General features: G+C 70.9%; 23 protein-coding genes. 7 read left to right on the forward strand and 16 right to left on the reverse strand.

Annotated elements, in window-relative coordinates:
* Positions 1-97: 97 nt before the first annotated feature.
* On the reverse strand, positions 98-1,216 hold the full coding sequence (locus QBL25_RS31400; RefSeq protein ID WP_409060308.1) for a hypothetical protein: 1,119 nt from the start codon (positions 1,214-1,216) through the stop codon (positions 98-100).
* Positions 1,217-1,297: 81 nt separating this feature from the next.
* Between QBL25_RS31400 and QBL25_RS31405 the strand changes: the two genes are divergently transcribed.
* The 7 genes from QBL25_RS31405 (at position 1,298) to QBL25_RS31435 (ending at position 7,951) form a co-directional block, all read left to right on the forward strand.
* Positions 1,298-1,744, forward strand: coding sequence for a MarR family winged helix-turn-helix transcriptional regulator (locus QBL25_RS31405; protein WP_409060309.1), 447 nt, complete (start codon positions 1,298-1,300; stop codon positions 1,742-1,744).
* A gap of 130 nt (positions 1,745-1,874) precedes the next feature.
* Positions 1,875-3,086 (forward strand): macrolide-inactivating glycosyltransferase, encoded by a 1,212-nt coding sequence (gene mgt / locus QBL25_RS31410; RefSeq protein WP_409060310.1) that lies wholly within the window; start codon positions 1,875-1,877, stop codon positions 3,084-3,086.
* Positions 3,087-3,310: 224 nt separating this feature from the next.
* The gene (locus QBL25_RS31415; protein WP_409060311.1) at positions 3,311-4,279 is read left to right on the forward strand and encodes a CDP-alcohol phosphatidyltransferase family protein; all 969 of its coding nucleotides are present in this window, start codon (positions 3,311-3,313) and stop codon (positions 4,277-4,279) included.
* A 393-nt stretch (positions 4,280-4,672) separates the two neighbouring features.
* Positions 4,673-5,881, forward strand: coding sequence for a S8 family serine peptidase (locus tag QBL25_RS31420; protein WP_409060312.1), 1,209 nt, complete (start codon positions 4,673-4,675; stop codon positions 5,879-5,881).
* A gap of 66 nt (positions 5,882-5,947) precedes the next feature.
* Positions 5,948-6,511 (forward strand): DUF1697 domain-containing protein, encoded by a 564-nt coding sequence (locus tag QBL25_RS31425; protein WP_409060313.1) that lies wholly within the window; start codon positions 5,948-5,950, stop codon positions 6,509-6,511.
* A complete protein-coding gene (locus QBL25_RS31430; protein ID WP_409060314.1) occupies positions 6,504-6,887 on the forward strand; it encodes a DUF4440 domain-containing protein in 384 nt (127 codons plus the stop codon). Before QBL25_RS31425 ends, QBL25_RS31430 begins: the two co-directional genes overlap by 8 nt.
* A 32-nt stretch (positions 6,888-6,919) precedes the next feature.
* Entirely contained in the window at positions 6,920-7,951 is a 1,032-nt protein-coding gene (locus QBL25_RS31435) for a ketopantoate reductase family protein (protein WP_409060315.1), read from the forward strand.
* On the opposite strand, the gene QBL25_RS31440 is transcribed toward QBL25_RS31435, so the two are convergent.
* The 15 genes from QBL25_RS31440 to QBL25_RS31510 all read right to left on the reverse strand — a co-directional run bounded on the left by QBL25_RS31440 (position 7,944) and on the right by QBL25_RS31510 (position 20,969).
* The gene (locus QBL25_RS31440; RefSeq protein ID WP_409060316.1) at positions 7,944-8,453 is read right to left on the reverse strand and encodes a GNAT family N-acetyltransferase; all 510 of its coding nucleotides are present in this window, start codon (positions 8,451-8,453) and stop codon (positions 7,944-7,946) included. The genes QBL25_RS31435 and QBL25_RS31440 overlap by 8 nt on opposite strands.
* 47 nt (positions 8,454-8,500) lie before the next feature.
* Positions 8,501-9,358, reverse strand: a complete 858-nt coding sequence (locus QBL25_RS31445) for an SCO6745 family protein (protein WP_409060317.1) — start codon at positions 9,356-9,358, stop codon at positions 8,501-8,503.
* 11 nt (positions 9,359-9,369) lie between these two features.
* Complete coding sequence (locus QBL25_RS31450) at positions 9,370-10,131, reverse strand: sirohydrochlorin chelatase (protein WP_409060318.1); 762 nt, start codon at positions 10,129-10,131, stop codon at positions 9,370-9,372.
* Positions 10,132-10,136: 5 nt separating this feature from the next.
* Positions 10,137-11,039, reverse strand: coding sequence for an ABC transporter permease (locus QBL25_RS31455; protein WP_409060319.1), 903 nt, complete (start codon positions 11,037-11,039; stop codon positions 10,137-10,139).
* Positions 11,026-11,817 carry an ABC transporter ATP-binding protein gene (locus QBL25_RS31460; RefSeq protein WP_409060320.1) on the reverse strand — a complete coding sequence of 264 codons (792 nt, stop codon included), beginning with the start codon at positions 11,815-11,817 and terminating at the stop codon, positions 11,026-11,028. Before QBL25_RS31460 ends, QBL25_RS31455 begins: the two co-directional genes overlap by 14 nt.
* 36 nt (positions 11,818-11,853) lie before the next feature.
* The gene (locus tag QBL25_RS31465) at positions 11,854-12,984 is read right to left on the reverse strand and encodes an aliphatic sulfonate ABC transporter substrate-binding protein (RefSeq protein WP_409060321.1); all 1,131 of its coding nucleotides are present in this window, start codon (positions 12,982-12,984) and stop codon (positions 11,854-11,856) included.
* A gap of 229 nt (positions 12,985-13,213) precedes the next feature.
* The gene (locus tag QBL25_RS31470; RefSeq protein WP_409060322.1) at positions 13,214-14,584 is read right to left on the reverse strand and encodes a sulfate adenylyltransferase subunit 1; all 1,371 of its coding nucleotides are present in this window, start codon (positions 14,582-14,584) and stop codon (positions 13,214-13,216) included.
* A gap of 2 nt (positions 14,585-14,586) precedes the next feature.
* Positions 14,587-15,525 carry a sulfate adenylyltransferase subunit CysD gene (cysD, locus tag QBL25_RS31475; protein ID WP_409060323.1) on the reverse strand — a complete coding sequence of 313 codons (939 nt, stop codon included), beginning with the start codon at positions 15,523-15,525 and terminating at the stop codon, positions 14,587-14,589.
* Complete coding sequence (gene cysC, locus QBL25_RS31480; RefSeq protein ID WP_409060324.1) at positions 15,522-16,109, reverse strand: adenylyl-sulfate kinase; 588 nt, start codon at positions 16,107-16,109, stop codon at positions 15,522-15,524. Before cysC ends, cysD begins: the two co-directional genes overlap by 4 nt.
* Positions 16,109-16,822 carry a phosphoadenylyl-sulfate reductase gene (locus tag QBL25_RS31485; protein WP_409060325.1) on the reverse strand — a complete coding sequence of 238 codons (714 nt, stop codon included), beginning with the start codon at positions 16,820-16,822 and terminating at the stop codon, positions 16,109-16,111. The genes cysC and QBL25_RS31485 overlap by 1 nt, the downstream gene beginning before the upstream one ends.
* Positions 16,819-16,998, reverse strand: coding sequence for a hypothetical protein (locus QBL25_RS31490; protein ID WP_409060326.1), 180 nt, complete (start codon positions 16,996-16,998; stop codon positions 16,819-16,821). The genes QBL25_RS31485 and QBL25_RS31490 overlap by 4 nt, the downstream gene beginning before the upstream one ends.
* Positions 16,995-18,692, reverse strand: a complete 1,698-nt coding sequence (locus tag QBL25_RS31495; protein WP_409060327.1) for a nitrite/sulfite reductase — start codon at positions 18,690-18,692, stop codon at positions 16,995-16,997. The genes QBL25_RS31490 and QBL25_RS31495 overlap by 4 nt, the downstream gene beginning before the upstream one ends.
* A 116-nt stretch (positions 18,693-18,808) precedes the next feature.
* Positions 18,809-18,892 carry a putative leader peptide gene (locus QBL25_RS31500; protein WP_323178717.1) on the reverse strand — a complete coding sequence of 28 codons (84 nt, stop codon included), beginning with the start codon at positions 18,890-18,892 and terminating at the stop codon, positions 18,809-18,811.
* 147 nt (positions 18,893-19,039) lie between these two features.
* Positions 19,040-19,603 carry a GNAT family N-acetyltransferase gene (locus QBL25_RS31505; protein WP_409060328.1) on the reverse strand — a complete coding sequence of 188 codons (564 nt, stop codon included), beginning with the start codon at positions 19,601-19,603 and terminating at the stop codon, positions 19,040-19,042.
* A gap of 85 nt (positions 19,604-19,688) precedes the next feature.
* A complete protein-coding gene (locus tag QBL25_RS31510; RefSeq protein ID WP_409060329.1) occupies positions 19,689-20,969 on the reverse strand; it encodes a GAF domain-containing protein in 1,281 nt (426 codons plus the stop codon).
* Between the last annotated feature and the right edge of the window lie 245 nt (positions 20,970-21,214).

Consider the following 21,214-nt stretch of genomic DNA (forward strand, 5'->3'; position numbering starts at 1 on the left):
TGGCCCCCGCGTACGCATCCGTACGCGGGGGCCACAGCCGTCAGGGAGCCGTCAGGGAGTTCGTCGTGGAGCCGTCGTGAAACCGGGGCCGTCGCCGTCACACGGCGACCGACTCCTCCATCTCCTCCTCGCTCTCCTGCTCCTGCTCCTGTTCCCGCTTCCGCCGTGCGTCCCCGGCCGCTCCGCCGTCCGCGGGGGCGGTCACCGCCGGCCGGTGCCGTCGCTCCCAGAGCGCGGCGATACCGGTGATCACCAGGCCGAGCAGCAGCCATGCCGCCAGCGTCCACACGTGCGCTGCCATGCCCCGGCCGCCGAAGTAGAGGTGGCTGCGGAGGCCCTCGACGAATCCGGCGCCGTTCCAGAAGGCGTGCAGGGAGCCGAAGAAGCCGTTCTGGAGTTCCGGCCTGAAGAGGCCGCCGGACGAGGTGAAGTTGAGCATCACGAAGAGGACCATCATCGCCAGCGTCGTCCAGCGCTTCAGGAACGTGTGCAGCCCGATGCCGACGAAGAGGATGCCGGCCGCGTACAGCCACGCCAGGGCCCACACGCCCCACAGGCCGTGGTGTGCCAGGTGGAAGACGGGCCCGGCGAGCGCCGCGCCGATCAGGCTCACGGCGAACGAGACGCCGACGACGAGCCCCGCCCTGGCCCGCATCCGCATCCCGGCCCCCGCGGCCCCCAGCGCCGCCACGGACGCGTACGAGCCGATGCTCACCGCGACGAGCAGGAAGAACAGGCCCTGGCCCGTGGGGTCGTCGTCGACGGTGGGCGCGACGTCGGTGACCTTCAGCGGGACGCCACGCTCCGCCGCGACCGGCGTGAAGATCTTCTCGACCGCCATGGCGCTCATGTCGGAGCCCGCGGTCGCCACGATCACCTCGGGGGTCTTGGCGTCGGGGAGGTAGGCCCCGGATATGTCCAGTGACTTCAGCGCGTCGACCGCCTGGGCGCGGGTGCCGACGGTCCGCACGTCGAGGGCGTCGCCCGCCTCGTCCTTCACGGTCTGCGCGAGGGCCTGCGTCCGCTCGCCCGATCCGACGACGGCGATCGGCAGGTCGTGCGGCTCCGGCGTGACGAACGCGCCCATGTAGGCGAGGCCCATGCCGAGGCACATCAGCAGGGGCGTCACGAGGTGCAGCAGGACGTGGCGGAGTGGTCCGGAGGGGGTTGCCGGGCCGGCAGATGCCTTGTGGGCGGGCGCCGAGGTGGCGGTCATCGGAAGACCTCTCGCGATAGTTGGCTTATACACTCAATCTCGGTGTTGTACTGTACAACCATTCGCGGAGAGGGAGAAATCGTGGCCGACCGAGACGGATCCATCGAGATCATTCAGCGGGAGATGACGGCGTTCGCCCGGCGGGCCCGCGCCACCGCCGCGCGGATGCATCCCGAGCTGTCGCTCGTGTCGTACACGCTCCTGAGTCACCTGGAGTATCAGGGCGGCTGCCGGGCCACGGACCTCGCGACGCACTACACGCTGGACAAGTCGACGATCAGCAGGCAGGTGGGCGCGCTGGAGAAGGCCGGGCTCGTGGAGCGGCGGCTCGACCCGGCCGACCACCGCGTGCACGTGCTGCATCTCACCGACCGGGGCATCGAGGTGCTCGCGCAGGTCACCGACGCGCGCCGGGTCGCGTTCCAGGAGCGCCTGACGGACTGGAGCGCGCCGGACCTGGAGAAGTTCGCCGAGTGCCTGCTGCGGTACAACGACGCGGCGTCGCGCGGTGGCGTGGACGTCGAGTAGGCGCGGGGCCGGACCGGGCGGGCCGCACGGGCTGCGCGGGTTGGATGGGCCGCGCGGGTCGGGTGGGCCGGTTGGATTCCGTCCGCTCCTGGGGTTGCACGAGACGTCTCGTCTCGCTTAAGGTCTCGGCATGACCTCACGCCAGCGTGCCCACATCGCCATGTTCTCCATCGCCGCCCACGGGCACGTCAACCCGAGCCTCGAAGTGATCCGCGAGCTCGTCGCCCGCGGCCACCGCGTCACGTACGCGATCCCGCGCCTCTTCGCCGAGAAGGTCGCCGAGACCGGCGCCGAGCCGGTCCTCTACGAGACGACGCTGCCGGGCCCGGACGCCGACCCGGAGGCCTGGGGGACCGAGCTGATCGACAACATCGAGCCCTTCCTCGCCGAGGCGATCGCGACCCTGCCGCAGCTCGCGGCGGCGTACGAGGGCGACGAACCGGACCTCGTCCTGCACGACATCACCTCCTACTCCGCACGCGTGCTCGCCCGCCGGTGGGGCGTGCCCGAGATCTCCCTCTCGCCGAACCTGGTCGCCTGGGACGGTTACGAGGAGGAGGTCGCCGAGCCGATGTACGCGGGCCTGAAGGAGACCGAGCGCGGGCAGGCCTACTACGCCCGCTTCCGGGCCTGGCTGGCGGAGAACGGGATCACGCAGCACCCCGATCCCTTCGTCGGCCGCCCGCCGCGCTCGCTCGTCCTGATCCCCAAGGCGCTCCAGCCGAACGCCGACCGGGTCGACGAGACGGTGCACACGTTCGTCGGCGCCTGCCAGGGCGACCGCTCGGCGCAGGGCGACTGGCGCCGGCCGGCCGGCGCGGAGAAGGTGCTGCTCGTCTCGCTCGGCTCGGCCTTCACCAAGCAGCCCGATTTCTACCGTGAGTGCGTCAAGGCGTTCGGGGATCTGCCGGGGTGGCACGTGGTGCTCCAGGTCGGCAAGCACGTCGAGGCGAGTGAGCTGGGGGAGATCCCGGGGAACGTGGAGGTGCGGCAGTGGGTGCCGCAGCTCGCGGTCCTCCAGCAGGCCGACGCCTTCATCACGCACGCCGGCGCGGGCGGCAGCCAGGAGGGGCTCGCCACGGGGACGCCGATGGTCGCCGTACCGCAGGCCGTCGACCAGTTCGGCAACGCGGACATGCTCCAGGCCCTCGGGGTGGCCCGGCACGTACCGATGGCGGAGGCCACCGCGGAGACCTTGCGGGAGGCCGTGCTCGCCCTGGTCGGAGACCCGGAGGTGGCGCGCCGCCTCGGCGAGGTGCGGGCCGGGATGGCGGGGGAGGGCGGCACCCGCGGGGCCGCGGACCTGATCGAGGAGGAGCTCGCGAAGGCGGCCGGAGTGTGACACTCCGTGAGGCGTTTGCGTTGCGTCAGGGGGTGTTTCTGTTACATACCTGTCGTTCGATAACGCTCAGGTAACGCAGGGTGGTTCTGGCATAGGTATTGACTCGTCCTGCAAGGTTGACCGTTACCCCCGGCCAAAGGTTGCACGCTGAGGTTCTTGTTCCTTGAACCAATGCCTCTCTAGCGTGAGGTGAACGTTCCGCGAACGCCAGGAAGTTGACCCCCATGCGACGAGACATACCGCCCCTCGACGAGGTGCGCCGCATCACCCAGAAGAAGCGCGACGCGTGGTGGACGGTGATCCTGGTCGATCCGGTCGCCACGCCCCTCGTGCGGTGGACGGCGATGCGCACCCGGATCACGCCCAACCAGATCACCTGGGGCGCGTTCCTGCTGGGGCTCGTCTCCGCCGGGTTCTTCGCGCTGGGGGACTGGCAGTGGCTCGTCGTCGGCGCCGTCGTCTACCACTGCAGCTTCATCCTCGACTGCATGGACGGCAAGGTCGCCCGCCTCACCGGCACCGGTTCGGTGTTCGGCGCGTGGCTCGACTTCGTCTTCGACCGCATCCGCGTGATGGCGTGCGCGGTCGCCCTGATGGGCGGGCAGTTCCACCGCACCGGGGACGCCTTCTACATCTGGGCGGCGGTCGCCGTGGTCGCCCTCGACACGCTGCGTTACATCAACGGGCTGGAGATCTTCAAGATCCGCCACACCATGCGCAAGCAGATCAAGGTCCGCATGCGGGCGGCCCGGCGGGCCGAGAACGAGGCCGAGCTGGCCTTCATGGAAGACCTCCTGCGGGACAACCCCGAGGCCGACATCGAGCAGGACCTCCAGAAGACGCGGGCGGAGCAGGGCGTCCCGGAGACCCCGGAGGCTCCGGAGCCCGCGCCCAAGCGCCAGGTCATCGACCTGCACCAGGAGTTCCGCCACAAGTTCCCCGCGTACCTGCGGGCGCGTTCCTTCCTGCTGCGCCACCGCATCCGTACGCACCTGGTGAGCGGCATCGAGTTCCAGATGGGCGTCTTCATGATCGGCCCGCTGTTCGACGTGGTGCTCCCGGCGACCATCGTCTCCGGTGCGCTGCTGCTGGTCTTCGAGCTGGCCATCATCTACAAGCTGCTGCTCTCGACGCGGGACTTCACGCGGACGATCGACTCCTTCGAGGAGCGCAAGGTCCTGGCCACGGTCTAGGCGGCACCGGCTGCGCCGGGCCCGCCCTCGTACGCGCCCTCGCACGCCGGACGGGCTGGAAAGTTCCAGCCCGTCCGGCGTGCGAGGGCTTCTTGTCTTCCAGCGCCTCGGCCCTCCTCGGGAAGTAGGAGTCAGGGCGTCACAAGCCCCTTACATCCATGACGAGTTGAGCGGGTCGGGGCGGGCGGTGTCCGATCTGGCGGCGGGGGCCCGTTTTGTTATTACAGAACCTTGTTGAACAAGTCACAGGCGCATGTAGGTATTGATCTGGGCGCGTCAATCAGACATGGTTTCGTCCCAACGCCCGGAGATCTTCCGGATCCCAAGGGCTGTCGCAGTGAAGTTTTGAAACCCCCCACATCCCCCCACATCACCACGAGGAGATCCCTCTTCATGGCAACTCACAAGCGTGTCCGCCCGGTGAAGCTCGTGGCGTCGATAGCCACCGCCGCCACCGCGGTCGGCGTCACCGTCTTCGCCACCTCGTTCGCCGGCGCGGCAACCCCCGCCGAGGGCAAGGTATACGGAGCCGACGCCAAGGGCGCCGTCTCCGGCAGCTACATCGTCATGCTCGACGAGAAGGCCGACAAGGGCGCCAAGTCCGACCTCGCCGAGGAGTACGGCGGCGAGCTGGGGCGCAACTACTCGTCCGCGATCAACGGCTTCTCGGCCAAGAGCCTCACCGAGACCGAGGCCAGGCGCCTGGCCGCCGACCCGGCCGTCGGCAAGGTCGTCCAGTCGAAGAAGTTCACCATCGACGCCACCCAGGACAACCCGCCGTCGTGGGGCCTGGACCGCGTCGACCAGGCGGACACCGCGGGCGACAAGAAGTACACGTACCCGGACGCGGCCGGTGAGGGCGCCACCGCGTACGTCATCGACACCGGTGTGCGCGTCAGCCACAAGGACTTCGGCGGTCGCGCCACGTCCGGCTTCGACGCCATCGACAACGACGACAACGCGGACGACGGCAACGGCCACGGCACGCACGTCGCCGGCACCATCGCCGGTGAGGCGCACGGCGTCGCCAAGAAGGCGAAGATCGTCGCGGTCCGCGTCCTGGACGACCAGGGCTCCGGCACCACCGAGCAGGTCGTCGCGGGCATCGACTGGGTCACCAAGAACCACCAGGGCCCCTCGGTCGCCAACATGAGCCTGGGCGGCGGCGCCGACGAGGCGCTCGACGCGGCGGTCCAGAAGGCGATCGCCTCCGGCGTCACCTTTGCGGTCGCGGCCGGCAACGAGTCCTCGGACGCCGGGCAGGGCTCCCCGTCCCGCGTGAAGGAGGCCATCACGGTCGCCTCCTCCACCAAGGACGACGAGCAGTCGGACTTCTCCAACTTCGGCTCGGTCGTGGACATCTACGCCCCCGGCTCGGACATCACGTCCGCCTGGAACACCGACGACGACGCCACCAACACCATCTCCGGTACGTCGATGGCGACCCCGCACGTCGTGGGCGCCGCGGCCGTCTACGTCGGGGCCCACCCGGACGCCAAGCCGGACGCCGTCGCCAAGGCGCTGACCGACGGCGCGACCCCGGACAAGATCTCCAACCCGAGCGAGGGCACGCCCAACAAGCTGCTCAAGGTCGTCGAGTAACACCCACCGACCGACGGCCGCCGCGCCCACCCCCACGGGGCGCGGCGGCCGTCCTATGGTGTGCGGATGACGGTCAAGGCATACGCGGCGCTCCTGCGCGGCATCAACGTGGGCGGCAGCAGAAAGCTGCCGATGGCGCAGTTGCGGCCCCTGCTCTCCGGTCTCGGGTTCGGGGACGTCCGCACCCATCTGCAGAGCGGCAACGCGGTCTTCACCGGCGAGGCCGCCGACGAGGACGCGCTGGCCGCACGGGTGAGCGAGGCCATCGAGGGCCACTTCGGCTTCGACGTGAGCGTCCTGGTGCGCGACGGGGCCTATCTCAAGGCGGTCGCCGACGCCTGCCCCTTCCCCGCCGCCACGCTGGAGGGCAAGCAATTGCACGTCACGTACTTCTCCGAGCCGGTCGACCCCTCCCGGCTCGACGCGATCGACCGGGCGGCCTTCCTGCCCGAGGAGTTCCGGCTCGGCGACCGCGCGCTCTACCTCTACGCGCCGGACGGCCTCGGCCGCTCCAAGCTCGGCGAAGTCCTCGCCAGGCCCGCGCTGTTCAAGGGGGTCGTCGCCACCACCCGCAACTGGAACACCGTCGCCAAACTGGTGGAGATGACGGGGGAGCCGGACCGTGGCTGACCGCACGCCCGCCGTCGACGCGGCCATCGAGGCAGAACTGCACCTGCTCGCCCCCGAGGTGCGCGCCTCGCCCGAACTGCTGGGCCGGATCCTGCACCCGGAGTTCACCGAGTTCGGCACCTCCGGCACCCACTGGGACCGCGCCTCGATCATCAAAGCCCTGACCGAGAGCCCCGCCGGGGCCGGCCGCCCGATCATGACCTCCCGGATGCGGGGCGTCCAGCTCGCCGACGACGTCGTGCACCTCACCTTCGACACCGAGAGCAACGGCCGCCTCGCGCACCGCAGTTCGCTGTGGCGCCGGTGCGAGGGCGAGTGGCTGCTCTGGTTCCACCAGGGCACGCCGTTCAGCGCGCGGGGCCCGCGGGAAGCCTGATCTTCCCGGGGCGATGTGCGAGGCTCGGCTCCATGCGCTACATCATCATCGGAGCAGGGGCGATCGGCGGCACCGTGGGCGGCCGCCTCGCCGGGAGCGGACACGACGTGGTCCTCGTCGCGCGCGGCGCGCACCACGAGGCGGTGCGGGAGAGCGGCCTGCGGGTCAGGACGCCGGAGGGGACGACGACCCACCGGCTCCCCGTCGTCCGGGACCCGTCCGAACTGGGCGAACTACGCCCGGACGACGTGCTGTTCCTCGCCGTGAAGACCCAGGACGCGACGGCCGCCCTCGACGCCTGGAGCGGGCGCCCGGTGGCCGGCGGCGGCACCGCGGGCGAGGTCCTGCCGCTGGTCTGCGCGCAGAACGGCGTCGAGAGCGAGCGCATCGCGCTGCGCCGCTTCCGGCGGGTCTACGGCATGTGCGTCTGGCTGCCCGCCACCCATGTCGAGCCCGGCGCGGTCTCCGCGGCGGGTGCCCCCTACACGGGCATCCTGCACCTCGGCCGCTACCCGCGGGGCACCGACGACACCGCCCGGCTCGTCTCCGCCGGCCTGGAGAAGTCGAAGCTGCTCGCGCCCGTAGTGGCGGACGTGATGCGCTGGAAGTACGGGAAGCTGCTGTCGAACCTGGCCAACGCCATCGAGGCGGTCACCGGCCCGCTCTCCGGCGAGGAGGCCGCCGCGCTCTACCGCCGGGCCCGTGCGGAGGGCGAGGCGGTGCTGGCCGCCGCCGGCATCGAGGCCGTCGGCGAGCAGGAGCAGCAGGAGACCCGCGGCGACCGGGTCCGCCTGGAGCCCCTGGACGGTGAGCCGCGGGGCGGGGGTTCGTCCTGGCAGAGCCTGACCCGGGGCACGGGCACGATCGAGGCGGACTACCTCAACGGCGAGATCGCGCTCCTCGGCCGCCTGCACGGCGTGCCCACACCGGTGAACGACACCCTCCAGGCCGTGGCGAAGGAGTTCGCGCGCGAGCGGCGCGCGGCGGGATCGATGCCGGTGACCGAACTGCTCGGCCTGGTGGCCCGGGCGGAGGAGAGGGCCGCGGTGCCGGGTCTCAGCTGACGACCGAGGTCATCAGGAGCGTGGTGCGGCCGTTGTCCTCCGGGACCGCGCGCCCCTGGGTGTAGCCGAGGCGCTTGAGGACCGTGAGGGAGGCGGTGTTCTCCGCGTCCACGGTCGCGTGCACCTCGGCCAGCTCCAGGGTCTGATGGCCGTACGAGGTGAGCAGGCGGGCCAGTTCCGTGCCCAGGCCCTTGCCCCAGCTGCCCCGGAAGAGGCCGTAGACGATCTCGTGGCCGTCGAGCCAGCGCTCGGGCGACGGCTTGATCTCCGCGTGGCCTATGTAGCGGCCCTCGTGCCGCACCGCCCACACCGGGAACTGGTTCTCCGCGTAGACGAGGTCGAAGACGCGGCGGAACAGCGCGTGGGTCTGGGACACGCTCTGCATCCCGTCGCCGAACCAGCGGCCCACGGCCTCGTCCTGGAGGAGCGCGACGAACTGTTCCTCGTCGGCGGCGACATAGGGGGACAGCGTCAGACGCTCGGAACGGAGTACGGGGGTCATCGGCGAGACGGTAGGTGCTGGGGGAACCGGTCCGCAAGCGGATTGGCTCAGCCTGTGGGCCGCGGCAGCCCGATCGGGTTGGGGAAGGGGACGACGTCCGCCGCGAGGATGTCCCGCACCGGGCGTTCCAGCGCGGCGAGGAGCGTGTCCGCCTCCCGCGCGGGCAGCGGTCGCAGCAGGCGCGCCGCCAGCCGGTCCGTGGCGTCCTCGACCGACTCGCGCTCCGTGCGGCCGTGCTCGGTGATGTGCCCGTCCCCGTCCACCAGACCGCGCCCGCGCAGCCGGTCCACCGCGTGCGCCCAGTCCTGTTCGTCCCAGCCCCGGTCGTGCCGGATGGTGTCCGGGTCGACCCGGCCCGTCGCGGCGGCGAGCACCAGCGCCTCGCAGGCGTCCAGTCCATGGTCGGCGAGCGCGGCGACATGCGCGTCGCCCCGGAACTCCCTTACGCAGGTGACCAGTTGCCACAGGCGCTGCACCGGGTCGCTCCGCTCGCTCACGTCGCGGTTCGCCGCGAACAGCGGGCGGGCCGGCGACGGGGCGTCCTCGACCATCGCCGCGAGCGGCGGACACAGGGCGATGGCCTGGTCGTCGATGCCCGGGACCAGCGCGCGCAGGGCCCGCGCCGTGTAGGCCGCGCGCTCCTCCACGATCCGGCCCGGCGACACGTACTGCCAGGCGGACGGAAGGGCCCGCTCCACCATGCCGGGGGCGAACACGCCGAGCGCGGCCGTCGCGGCACCCGACTCGACCGGGCCCATGGGAGCGGTGCGGGCCGCGAAGTAGCCCATCCAGAAACCCTTGAGGCCCAGCGCCCTGCCGAGGTCGCGGCAGCGCTCCTCGAAGTAGATCACTGCGTGCAGGGGCTCGGTCCGCAGCCAGAGCGTGCGGGATCTGGAGAGGGTCATGAACCCACAAGCTAGGCCAGCGCGGGGACCCGCGCCATATGCCCGACCACACCGTTCTCGGCACACGCCTCGTCGTAGCGCCGGACCAGCAGCCTCGCGAGACCCGCCGACGGACCGAGGACACGGGCCAGGACGTCCGCCTCGGCGGCCCCGCGCTCGATGCGGTCCGGCAGGAAACCGGGCGCGATGACATAGGGAGCCACCGCCACCCTGCGCACCCCCAGGGCCCGCAGTTCCCGCACGGCGTCCTCCGTGCGGGGCAGAGATGCGGAGGCGAACGCAGGCCGCACGGCGCACCAACCGGTGTGCCGCCACTCCCGCGCGATTTCAGCGATCACTGCGATCGCCTCCGGGTCCGATGACCCCGCCGAGGCCAGCACGACCCCGGTCGAGGACTTGTCGGCGGGGGTGAGCCCCGCCTCGTACAACCGCTGGTCCAGGGCGGTCAGGAGCAGCGGAGAGGGCCCGAGGACGGCCGCCTGCCGGATGCGGAGCCGGGGCGGTGCCTGACTCAGGACCGCCGGGATGTCCGACTTCGCGTGGAACGCCCGGGTGAGGAGCAGGGGCAGCGCGATCACGTCGCGCACGCCCTCGGCGTCCAGGGACTCCAGGACCTCGGGGACCGAGGGGGAGTTGAAGTCCAGGAAACCCGTCTCCACCCGCAGCCCCGGCCGCTGTTCGCGCACCCGGCGCACCAGGGCGCGCACCGTCGCGGCATGCCGCGGGTCGCGGCTGCCGTGGGCGACGACGAACAGGACGGGACGGGCGTACATGGTGGTCAGCTCCTCACGAGGAGTCCGCGGCTGCGCAGGACGCGCCGCTCAAGGGGACTGAAGATCAGCAGGTCGATGGCGATGCCGACGATCAGGATGAGCAGGATCGCGAAGAACACCTGCGACATGCTGCTGTTCGTGCGGCCCGCCTCCAGGAGCTGGCCGAGCCCCATGCCCAGGTCCGGCGACTGCGCGATGATCTCGGCCGCCATGAGCGAGCGCCACGAGAACGCCCAGCCCTGCTTCAGGCCGGCCAGATAGCCGGGCAGCGCGGCCGGCATGACGATGTGCCAGGTGTGGCGCAGGCCCGTCGCGCCCAGGGTGCGGCCCGCCCGCAGGAACAGCGGCGGCACCTGGTCGACGCCGGCGACCAGACCGTTGGCGATGGAGGGGACCGCGCCGAGCAGGATCACCGCGTACATCATCTGGTCGTTGAGGCCGAGCCAGATCACGGCCGGCGGCACCCAGGCCACCGACGGGAGCGACTGGAGGCCCGACAGGATGGGGCCGATGGCCGCTCTGACGAAGCGCACCCGGGCCACGATCAGGCCGAGCGGCGTGCCGATCGCCAGCGCCATCAGGAAGCCGAGCAGCCCGCGCGAGACGGACGTCCAGACGTACTCCAGGAGGGTGCCCTGCATCCAGGCGTCCTCGACCTCGTGCCAGACGGCGGAGGGCGCGGGCAGCTTGTAGGAGTCGGTGACCTTCGCCCACACCAGGATCTGCCACACCACGAGGACCAGGACGACGGCGGTCACCGGCGGCAGGATCTTCTGGACGAGGGTCTGGCGGAAGGGGATGCGCCGGGGCTGGACCGCGTCCAGGGCGTCCAGGCCCGCCTCCAGGCCGGCCAGGTCCTGGCTGCTGTCCCTCTCGGCCTTGTCGACCGGAGTGTCAGTGCTGGCCATGTCGGCGGATCTCCCCACGCAGTTGTTCGGTGATCTCGACGGACAGTTCCGCCACGGCGGAGTCCTCGATGCGGCGCGGGTGGGGGATGTCCACCCGCCACTCGTGCGCCACCCGGCCCGGGCGCGACGAGAGGAGCACGACGCGCTCGGCGAGGCGGACGGCCTCGCGCACGTTGTGGGTGACGAAGAGGACGGAGACGTTGGTCTCGCGCCAGATGCGGGTCAGCTCGTCGTGCAGGACGTCGCGCGTGATGGCGTCGAGCGCCGCGAACGGCTCGTCCATCAGCAGGATCTTGCTGTCCTGCGCGAGGGCACGGGCCAGCGCCACCCGCTGGCGCATGCCGCCGGACAGCTCGTGCACCCGCTTGCCGTACGCGCCCTGGAGCCGTACGAGGCCGAGGAGCTCCTCGGCACGCTCGCGCCGCTCGGCCTTCGCGACACCGCGCAGCTTCAGGGCGAGCTCGATGTTCTTGCCCGCGGTCAGCCACGGGAACAGCGCGTGCTCCTGGAACATCAGGGCCGGGCGGCCGTCGGTGGCGATGTCGCCGGCCGACGGCTCGTCGAGCCCGGCCACCAGGTTGAGCAGTGTGGACTTGCCGCAGCCCGAGGCTCCCAGGAGGGTGACGAACTCGCCCGGCGCGACATCGAGCGTGATGTCGTCCAGGACGAGCTGCTGCCCGGCGGGCGTGGAGAAGGACTTCGAGACATGCTCGATCCGGGCTGCGTGCGGGGCGGCCGTGATGTCGTCCGCCGCCTTGGCGAGGGTCGTCGTCGCCATGGTCGTCACCTCCTGGGAACTGGTCTGAGTCCGGGGTTACTTGACGCCGAGACCGGCGTCGTCGACGGCGGGCTTGCCCTCGGCCTTGAGGACCTTGTTCAAAAGCGCCAGGTCGTAGATGCCCTTGAGGTTCGGCTTCTCCAGGAGGCCCGCCTTGACGGCGTGCTTGGCCTCGGAGTCGAGCGTGGCGGCCAGCGGGTCGTCCGTGGTCTGGATCGACTTCCACGCCGGGTCGAGGACCTCGGCGGGCAGCTCCTTGCCGGAGGCCTCCTTGAGGGCGGCGTTGGCGGAGGCCTTCGCCTTCTCCGGGTTGTCCTTGATCCACTGGTTGGTCTTCACCGAACCGCGCAGCACGGCCTCGACGACCTTCGGGTGCTCCTTGAGGAACTCCTGCGACACGATGATGTTCGTGATCACGAACTTCTTGTCCGGCCACAGGTCGGACTCGTCCAGGAGCACCTTGCCGCCCTCGGCGACCAGCTTCGACGCAGTCGGCTCCGGCACCCAGGCGCCGTCGATCGAACCGGACTTGTAGGCGTCAGGGGTGATCTTGTTGTCGGTGCGGACCACCGAGACGTCGCCCTTGCCGCTCTCCGCGTCGACCTTCCAGCCCTTCTCGGCCGCCCAGTTGAGGAACGCCACGTCCTGGGTGTTGCCGAGCTGGGGCGTCGCGATCTTCTTGCCCTTGACGTCGTCCAGGGACTTGATCTTCTTGGGGTTGACCACCAGCTTCACGCCGCCGGACGCCGAACCGCCGATGATGCGCAGGTTCTTGCCCTGGGACTTGGTGTAGCCGTTGATGGCGGGCGACGGGCCGATCCAGCCGATGTCGATGGACTTCGAGTTCAGCGCCTCGATCTCCGACGGGCCGGCGTTGAACTGCGTGTACTTCGCCTTCGTCGCGCCCAGTTCCTTCTGGAACAGGCCCTCCTGGTCACCGACGAGCGCGGTGGCGTGCGTGAGGTTCGGGAAGTACCCGATCTTCACTTCGTCGAGTCCCTCGATCTTCTTCGCACCCGAGGCCACTTCGGCCTTGTCGTCGTCCTTGTCCGCCGAGGAGCCGTAGCCGCAGGAGGTGAGCACCACGGCGAGCAGGGGCAGGGCGGTCACGGCGGCCAGGGCGCGGCGGCCGCCGGTGGTGCGTGGGGTGCGGAAGCTGGCAGACACGGGAGGTGGTCCTCTCGTTGGCCCGGCGTTCACGCCGTCAGGGCGTGGCCGGGAGATCGGCAGGTTTTCGTCTTCGTAGATCGAACTCGCGGGGGGTGTGGGCGCGCAAGCAGTGCGCGTACGTCATCGCGCACATCGCCCGACCCCGCCCTGCCCGCTGCCGAGGGCGCCGCTGCCGACGCGGCCGCCCTCTTTCGCGAAGGTCGAGAAGTAGTCGATGGAGGTCATGTCAGAAGTCCCAGCCCTCGTCGTCCGCGGCGGCCTGGGGCTCCTCGGCAGCCTCGGTGCCGGCGAACGCCTCGCCCGCCATGCCCGCCGCGAGCGTCGTGCCGTCGGCCGGGTCGATCAGGAGGAACGAACCGGTGCGGCGCGAGGCGGCGTACGTGTCGAGCGCGATCGGCTCGGCGGTGCGGATCACGACACGGCCGATGTCGTTGGCGACCAGGACCCCCGGGTCCGGATGCTGGGACAGGTCGTCCAGCGTGAGCCGCGAGGGGATCTCCTTGACGATGGCCTTGACCGTGCGGGTGGTGTGCTTGAGCAGCACCCGCTGGCCGACGTTCAGCGCGGTGTCCGCGACGTGGCAGACCGTGGCCGAGATGTCCTGGCTGGTCGGCGGCTGGTCGCCGCTCGGCACGATCAGGTCGCCGCGCGCGATGTCGATGTCGCTCTCCAGGAGCAGCGTCACCGACTGCGGCGTCCAGGCGACGTCCACCGGGGTGCCGAGGAGGTCGATGCCCGCGATCTTCGACGTCTTGCCCGAGGGCAGCACGGTCACGGACTCGCCGACCCGGAAGGTGCCCGCCGCGATCTGTCCCGCGTAACCCCGGTAGTCGGGGTGCTCGGCGGTCTGCGGCCGGATCACGTACTGGACGGGCAGCCGCGCGTGGCAGGAGGTCAGGTCGTGGCTGACCGGGACCGTCTCCAGGTGCTCCAGGACCGTGGGGCCGCCGTACCAGTCCATGTTCGAGGACGGCTCGACGACATTGTCCCCGGCGAGCGCGGAGATCGGGATCGCGGTGATCTCCGGGACGCCCAACTCGCTGGCGTACGCGGTGAATTCCTCGGCGATCTTCGCGAAGACCGTCTCCTCGTACGCCACGAGGTCCATCTTGTTCACGGCGAGCACGACGTGCGGGACGCGCAGGAGCGCGGCGACGGCGGCGTGCCTGCGGGTCTGCTCGATGACGCCGTTGCGGGCGTCGACGAGGACCACGGCGAGGTCGGCCGTCGAGGCGCCGGTGACCATGTTCCGGGTGTACTGCACGTGGCCCGGGGTGTCGGCGAGGATGAACCGGCGCCGGGGCGTGGCGAAGTAGCGGTAGGCCACGTCGATGGTGATGCCCTGCTCGCGCTCGGCCCGCAGGCCGTCGGTGAGCAGCGCCAGGTCGGGCGCCTCCTGGCCGCGGCCGAGCGAGACGCGCTCCACGGCCTCCAGCTGGTCGGTGAGGACCGACTTGGAGTCGTGCAGGAGGCGGCCCACGAGGGTGGACTTCCCGTCGTCGACGGACCCGGCCGTGGCGAACCGCAGCAGGGTGGTGGCCGACAGCTGCTCGGTGGAGAGCGGCTGCGCCTTGTCGGGTTCGGTGGTGCTGGTCATGGTTAGAAGTACCCCTCGCGCTTGCGGTCTTCCATGGCGGCCTCGGAGAGCTTGTCGTCGGCCCTCGTCGCGCCGCGCTCGGTCAGCCGGGACGCGGCGATCTCGGCGATGACGGCGTCCAGCGTGGTGGCGTCGGAGTCGACGGCGCCGGTGCAGGACATGTCGCCCACCGTGCGGTAGCGGACGAGCCGCTTCTCCACCGTCTCGTCGTCCTTCGGCCCGCCCCACTCACCGGCGGTCAGCCACATGCCCGAGCGCTGGAACACGTCTCGCTCGTGCGCGAAGTAGATCTGCGGGAGTTCGATGCCTTCGCGGGCGATGTACTGCCACACGTCCAGCTCGGTCCAGTTGGACAGCGGGAAGACGCGTACGTGCTCGCCCGGCGCGTGGCGGCCGTTGTACAGCTGCCACAGTTCGGGGCGCTGGCGGCGCGGGTCCCACTGCGAGAACGCGTCGCGCAGCGAGAACACCCGCTCCTTGGCCCGGGCCTTCTCCTCGTCCCGGCGCCCGCCGCCGAAGACCGCGTCGAACTTCTCGTTCTGGATCTTCTCGGTGAGCGGCACGGTCTGAAGGGGATTGCGCGTGCCGTCGGGGCGCTCGCGCAGCTTGCCCGCGTCGATGTACTCCTGCACGGACGCCACGTGCAGCCGCAGCCCGTGCTCGGCGACGACGCGGTCGCGGTATTCGAGGACCTCGGGGAAGTTGTGCCCGGTGTCCACGTGGAGGAGCGAGAAGGGGATCGGCGCGGGGGCGAAGGCCTTCAGCGCCAGGTGCAGCATGAGGATCGAGTCCTTGCCGCCGGAGAAGAGGATCACCGGCCGCTCGAACTCCCCCGCCACCTCGCGGAAGATGTGCACGGCCTCGGACTCCAGCGCGTCCAGGTGGGACAGGGCGTAAGGGCTGTCCGTCCCCTCGGACACGGTGGCCACGGTGGTCGTCATGCCAGACCCCTTTCGATGAGCAGCGCGCGCACGGCCGCCGCGGACTCCTGCACGGTCTGGTTCTGGGACTCGATGCGCAGATCGGGTGACTCGGGTGCCTCGTACGGGTCGTCGACCCCCGTGAGCCCGGAGATCTCACCGGCCGCCTGCTTGGCGTACAGACCCTTCACGTCGCGTACGGAGCAGACCTCCACCGGCGTGGCCACATGGACCTCCAGGTACGGCGTGCCGGCCGTCTGGTGGCGCTTGCGCACCGCCTCGCGGCTGTCCGTGAAGGGCGCGATCACCGGGACCAGGACCTTCACGCCGTTACGGGCGAGCAGCTCGGCGACGAAGCCGATGCGCTGCACGTTCGTGTGCCGGTCCTCGCGGCTGAAGCCGAGGCCCGCCGAGAGGAACTCGCGGATCTCGTCGCCGTCGAGCACCTCCACCCGCTGCCCCTCGCCGCGCAGTTTCTCCGCCAGCTCGAACGCGATGGTGGTCTTGCCCGCACTGGGCAGGCCGGTGAGCCAGATGGTGGCTCCGGTGGTCACGTGCTTCTCCGTTACGTCATGGGGCGCTGGCGCCACCTGAGGCTCTGTCATCAGTGGATCCCGCACTCGGTCTTGGCGTTGCCCGACCAGCGGCCGGCGCGTGCGTCCTCGCCCTCCAGGAGGCGGCGGGTGCAGGGGGCGCAGCCCACGGAGCCGTAGCCGTCCATCAGGAGGGGGTTGGTCAGGACGCCGTGCTCGGCGACGTAGGCGTCCACGTCGTCCTGCGTCCAGCGGGCGATCGGCGAGACCTTGACCTTGCGGCGCTTCTCGTCCCAGCCGACGACCGGGGTGTTCGCCCGGGTGGGGGACTCGTCGCGGCGCAGCCCGGTCGCCCACGCGGCGTACGCCGTCAGGCCCTCCTCAAGGGGCTTGACCTTCCGCATCGCGCAGCACAGGTCGGGGTTGCGGTCGTGCAGCTTCGCGCCGAACTCGGCGTCCTGCTCGGCGACCGTCTGCTTCGGCGTGAGCGTGATGACGTTGACGTCCATCACGGCGGCGACGGCGTCGCGGGTGCCGATGGTCTCGGGGAAGTGGTAGCCGGTGTCGAGGAACACGACGTCCACGCCGGGGCGGACGCGGGACGCGAGGTGGGCCACGACGGCGTCCTCCATGGAGGAGGTCACGCAGAAGCGCTCGCCGAAGGTGTCGGCGGCCCAGCGGAGGATCTCCGACGCGGAGGCGTCCTCCAGGTCCCGCCCGGCCTGCTCGGCCAGCGCCTTCAGCTCTTCGTCGGTGCGCTGTCCCTGATCCTGAGCGGTCGTCATATCTCTTCCCCTCCACCAGTGTTGCCCTGAACCCCGCGGGCGAGCAGCCCGAGGAACTTCAACTGGAAGGCTCGATTGCACGCGGCGCATTCCCATGCGCCGTGACCGGTCTCGTTCGGGCGCAGGTCCTCGTCGCCGCAGTAGGGGCAGTGGAAGGGGGCGGCACGCTCGCTCACGACAGGGCCTCCTCGCTGGCGCGGGCCACCCAGGTGGCGAAGCGCTCGTCGTCCGCGCGCTCCTGCTCGAAGCGCTTGAGGACCCGCTCGACGTAGTCGGGCAGCTCGGCCGAGGTCACCTTCAGGCCGCGGACCTTGCGGCCGAACCCGGCCTCCAGGCCGAGCGCGCCGCCCAGGTGCACCTGGAAGCCCTCGACCTGGTTGCCGTCGCGGTCCAGGACCAGCTGGCCCTTGAGGCCGATGTCGGCGACCTGGATGCGGGCGCAGGCGTTCGGGCAGCCGTTGACGTTGATGGTGATCGGCTGGTCGAACTCCGGGATGCGGCGCTCCAGTTCGTCGATGAGCGAGGCGCCGCGCGCCTTGGTCTCGACGATCGCCAGCTTGCAGAACTCGATGCCGGTGCAGGCCATGGTGCCGCGCCGGAAGGGCGAGGGGTTGACCCGCAGGTCCAGGGCTTCGAGCCCGGCCACGAGCGAGTCGATCTGCGTCTCCTCGACGTCGAGCACGATCATCTTCTGCTCGGCGGTGGTGCGCAGGCGGCCCGAGCCGTGGGCCGCGGCCACGTCGGCGATCTTCGTGAGCGTCGCGCCGTCCACGCGGCCGACGCGGGGGGCGAAGCCGACGTAGAAGCGGCCGTCGTTCTGCCGGTGCACGCCGAGGTGGTCGCGCCAGGTGTCGGCGGGCTGCTCGGGCGCGGGCCCGTCGACGAGCTCGCGCTTGAGGTACTCGTCCTGGAGGATCTGCCGGAACTTCTCCGGGCCCCAGTCGGCGACGAGGAACTTCAGGCGGGCGCGGGTGCGCAGCCGGCGGTAGCCGTAGTCGCGGAAGATGCCGATGACGCCGGCCCACACCTCGGGCACCTCGTCGAGCGGCACCCAGGCGCCGAGCCGCACGCCCAGCTTCGGGTTGGTGGAGAGGCCGCCGCCGACCCAGAGGTCGAAGCCGGGGCCGTGCTCGGGGTGGTGCACGCCCACGAAGGCGATGTCGTTGATCTCGTGCGCGACGTCCAGCTGGGGCGAGCCGGAGATCGCCGTCTTGAACTTGCGCGGCAGGTTCGAGAACTCCGGGTTGCCGATGAAGCGGCGCTGGATCTCGTCGATGGCGGGCGTGCCGTCGATGATCTCGTTCGCGGCGACTCCGGCGACCGGGGAGCCGAGGATGACGCGGGGCGTGTCGCCGCAGGCCTCGGTGGTGGAGAGGCCGACGGCCTCCAGCCGCTCCCAGATGGCGGGCACGTCCTCGATGCGGATCCAGTGGTACTGCACGTTCTGCCGGTCGGTGAGGTCGGCGGTGCCGCGCGCGTACTCCTGCGAGATCTCGCCGATGACGCGCAGCTGCTCGGTGGTCAGCCGCCCGCCGTCGATGCGGACCCGCAGCATGAAGTACTCGTCGTCCAGCTCCTCCGGCTCCAGGATCGCGGTCTTGCCGCCGTCGATTCCCTGCCGGCGCTGGGTGTAGAGCCCCCACCAGCGCATACGCCCACGAAGATCGTTCGGGTCGATCGAGTCGAACCCGCGCTTGGAGTAGATCGTCTCAATGCGTGTCCGCACATTGAGACCGTCGTCGTCCTTCTTGAACTGTTCGTTGCCGTTGAGCGGCGTGAAGTGGCCTGCGGCCCACTGGCCCTCACCACGGTGACGGCTCGCCTTGCGCCGGGGCGCGGCAGTCGTGGGCTTTTCGGGGGTGGCAGCCATGGCTATACGTCCTTCAAGGCGGGCTGAGGGCGGGGCTGACCTGCACACTTCGCGCAGGAGGCGCGGCGGTGCGCAACAGGGCGGTCAGGAAAAGGAGGGCGTCGGCGCTGGTGCTGTCAGCTCGCCGGACACATGGCGCTGGACATGCGGCAGAGATCGACGTGACGCCGACTCACCAAGGCAATTCCAGTGCGATCCATGACGGAAGCGTGTCACGGGACTTTCGGCTCAGTCCACCACTGTCCATGATCTGGACATTATCGTCTCACTTGATGGGACAGGGTGATCTAGGTCACTGAACGACACGATCGGCCCCCGTCCCGCCCCCGGGACATACCGCTCTCGGCTCACGCCCCCGGCCAAGGGCCCGGTGTTGGCACGTCCGGCTCCTGGTCCACCTTGGTGTCGAAGAGCTTGAAGCCGCGGCGCGTGTAGTTGGCCATCGCGTGTTCGCCGTCCTTGGAGCAGGTGTGCAGCCATACCCGCTTCGTCGGGGGGAGCGCGGGCCAGCGCTCGGCGAGGTCCCAGGCCCGGGCCGTCGCGTACGAGAGCAGGTGGCCGCCGATCCGGCGGCCCCGGAAGGCCGGGATGAGCCCGAAGTAGACGATCTCGACGACCCCGTCGTCCTGCGCCGCCAGTTCCACGTACCCGGCGGGCGTCCCCTTCTCGTACGCGACCCAGGTCTCCACGCCCGGCTGCGCGAGCTGCTCCTGCCACTGGGCGTAGGAGAGGGAGAGCCGGTCCGTCCAGCGGATGTCGCCGCCGACGGAGGCATAGAGGAAGCGGCTGAACTCGGGGGAGGGGACCTCGGCCCGGGCGATCGTGACGTCTCCCTCCGGTGCCGCCGCCGGCAGCAGATCGGTGGGAGCGGTCTGCTCCAGGGACCACGTGGTGACAGTGAGGCTGCTCATGCGGGTCAGCGAATCATGGGGCGGGGGCGCCGACCAAGGCGGGGCGGACCTGAGGTCACCGTCCGTGGCCGCCGCATGACCGTACTCAAGGCTCCGGCACCCTTCGGGCCGCCACGATCGCCGGGGCCGTCGAGTGGGGGAGCAGATGCGACGGGTCGTCCGGCAGGAGCACCTCCACGGCCGCCTCCTCGGTGAAGCGGTAGGGGCGGTGGGCCAGGAGGCCGCCCAGATAGCGGCGCACGCGGGAGAGTTCGGCGCGCACCGTCACCGTGCGCGCCGGGTCGCCGAACAGGTCCTCGGCCAGGCCCGACGCGCTGCGGCCCTTGCGGTGGGCGCTCAGGAGGAAGAGCAGTTCGGCGTGCCGGGGGCTCAGTTCATGCGTCCAGCCGCCCGCGCCACCGCCCTCGACGGTCACCGACCAGCCGCGCGGCCCGCGCACGTCCAGGACGACGCGGGTCGCGGGCAGCGGCCGGGGGTCCTCCTCGATCCGCAGCAGCCAGCCGCCGGGCAGCGGCTCCACCGCGCAGGTGCCCAGCGAGGGCAGCCACAGGTGCCCCGCCGCCATGGCCCTGGGCAGGGCGACCCGGTCGGTCGGCGGCATGCCCGTGACCGCCGCCGTCCACCCGTGGGAGTCCACCGCGAGGGCGCGCCCCTTCAAGCGGGCCAGGACCGGCGCTGCCACCGAACGCAGCCGGTCGAGCGCCGTCACATGGGTCTCCCGCAACCGGGCCTCGGCGAGCTTCGCCACCGATCCGACCAGGGCGAGCATCGCCGGGTGCATCGTGTTCAGCGGGCCGCTGATGTCGACCACGCCGAGCAGGCGGCCGTCGCGGGGATCGATGATGGGCGCGCCCGAACACGTCCACGCGTGGTGCGTCTCCACGAAGTGCTCGGCGGAGAACACCTGCACGGGCTGCCGCACGACGAGCGGTGTCCCTATGCCGTTCGTGCCGACGGTGCTCTCGCCCCAGTCCGCGCCCAGTTCAAAGCCGAGCGAGTCCGCCTTACGCAGCACCGCGGAGTTGCCCTCGCGCCACAGCACCCGGCCCTCCGCGTCGCAGACGACCATGATGTGGTGCGCCGCGTCCGCGACCGAGACCAGGGCTTCCCGCAGCACCGGCATGATCCCCGCGAGCGGCGACGCGCGCCGGCGCTCCTCCTGCTCCTCGACGCTCAGCAGCCGGGAGCGGACGTCACGGTCGGGATCGACCCCGTCGAGTCTCATGCGCTCCCAGGACGCCTCGATCACCGGACGTGGTTGCACGTGGGTCCGCCGCCCCGCGAGGGCGGCATGGCGGACACCGGCGAGCAGCCGTGCGGCCTGCGCACCGTCCATCGCGGAGATTCTCGCGAGGTTGATCGGCATCCCCACATCGTGCCTCGTGCGCGCCCGCGAAGGTATTGGTTCAGTGATGAACGGCGGACGCGCACCGGCGGAGTTGCAACCCTCTGCAACTCTCGCGGACAGGCGTGTGGCGACCGAAGCTGATGTCGGCGCCGCTCACGCGGTGTCCACGCCCCTGTGACGGGGCCGGGAAAGCGGGGGTGGTGCCGTGTCGGCGCAGCACCACCCCCGCCCTTCCGCCGGCCTTCCGCCGGCCGGCTTCCCGC

It is taken from the genome of Streptomyces sp. SYP-A7185, assembly GCF_046103685.1.
GTDB lineage: Bacteria > Actinomycetota > Actinomycetes > Streptomycetales > Streptomycetaceae > Streptomyces.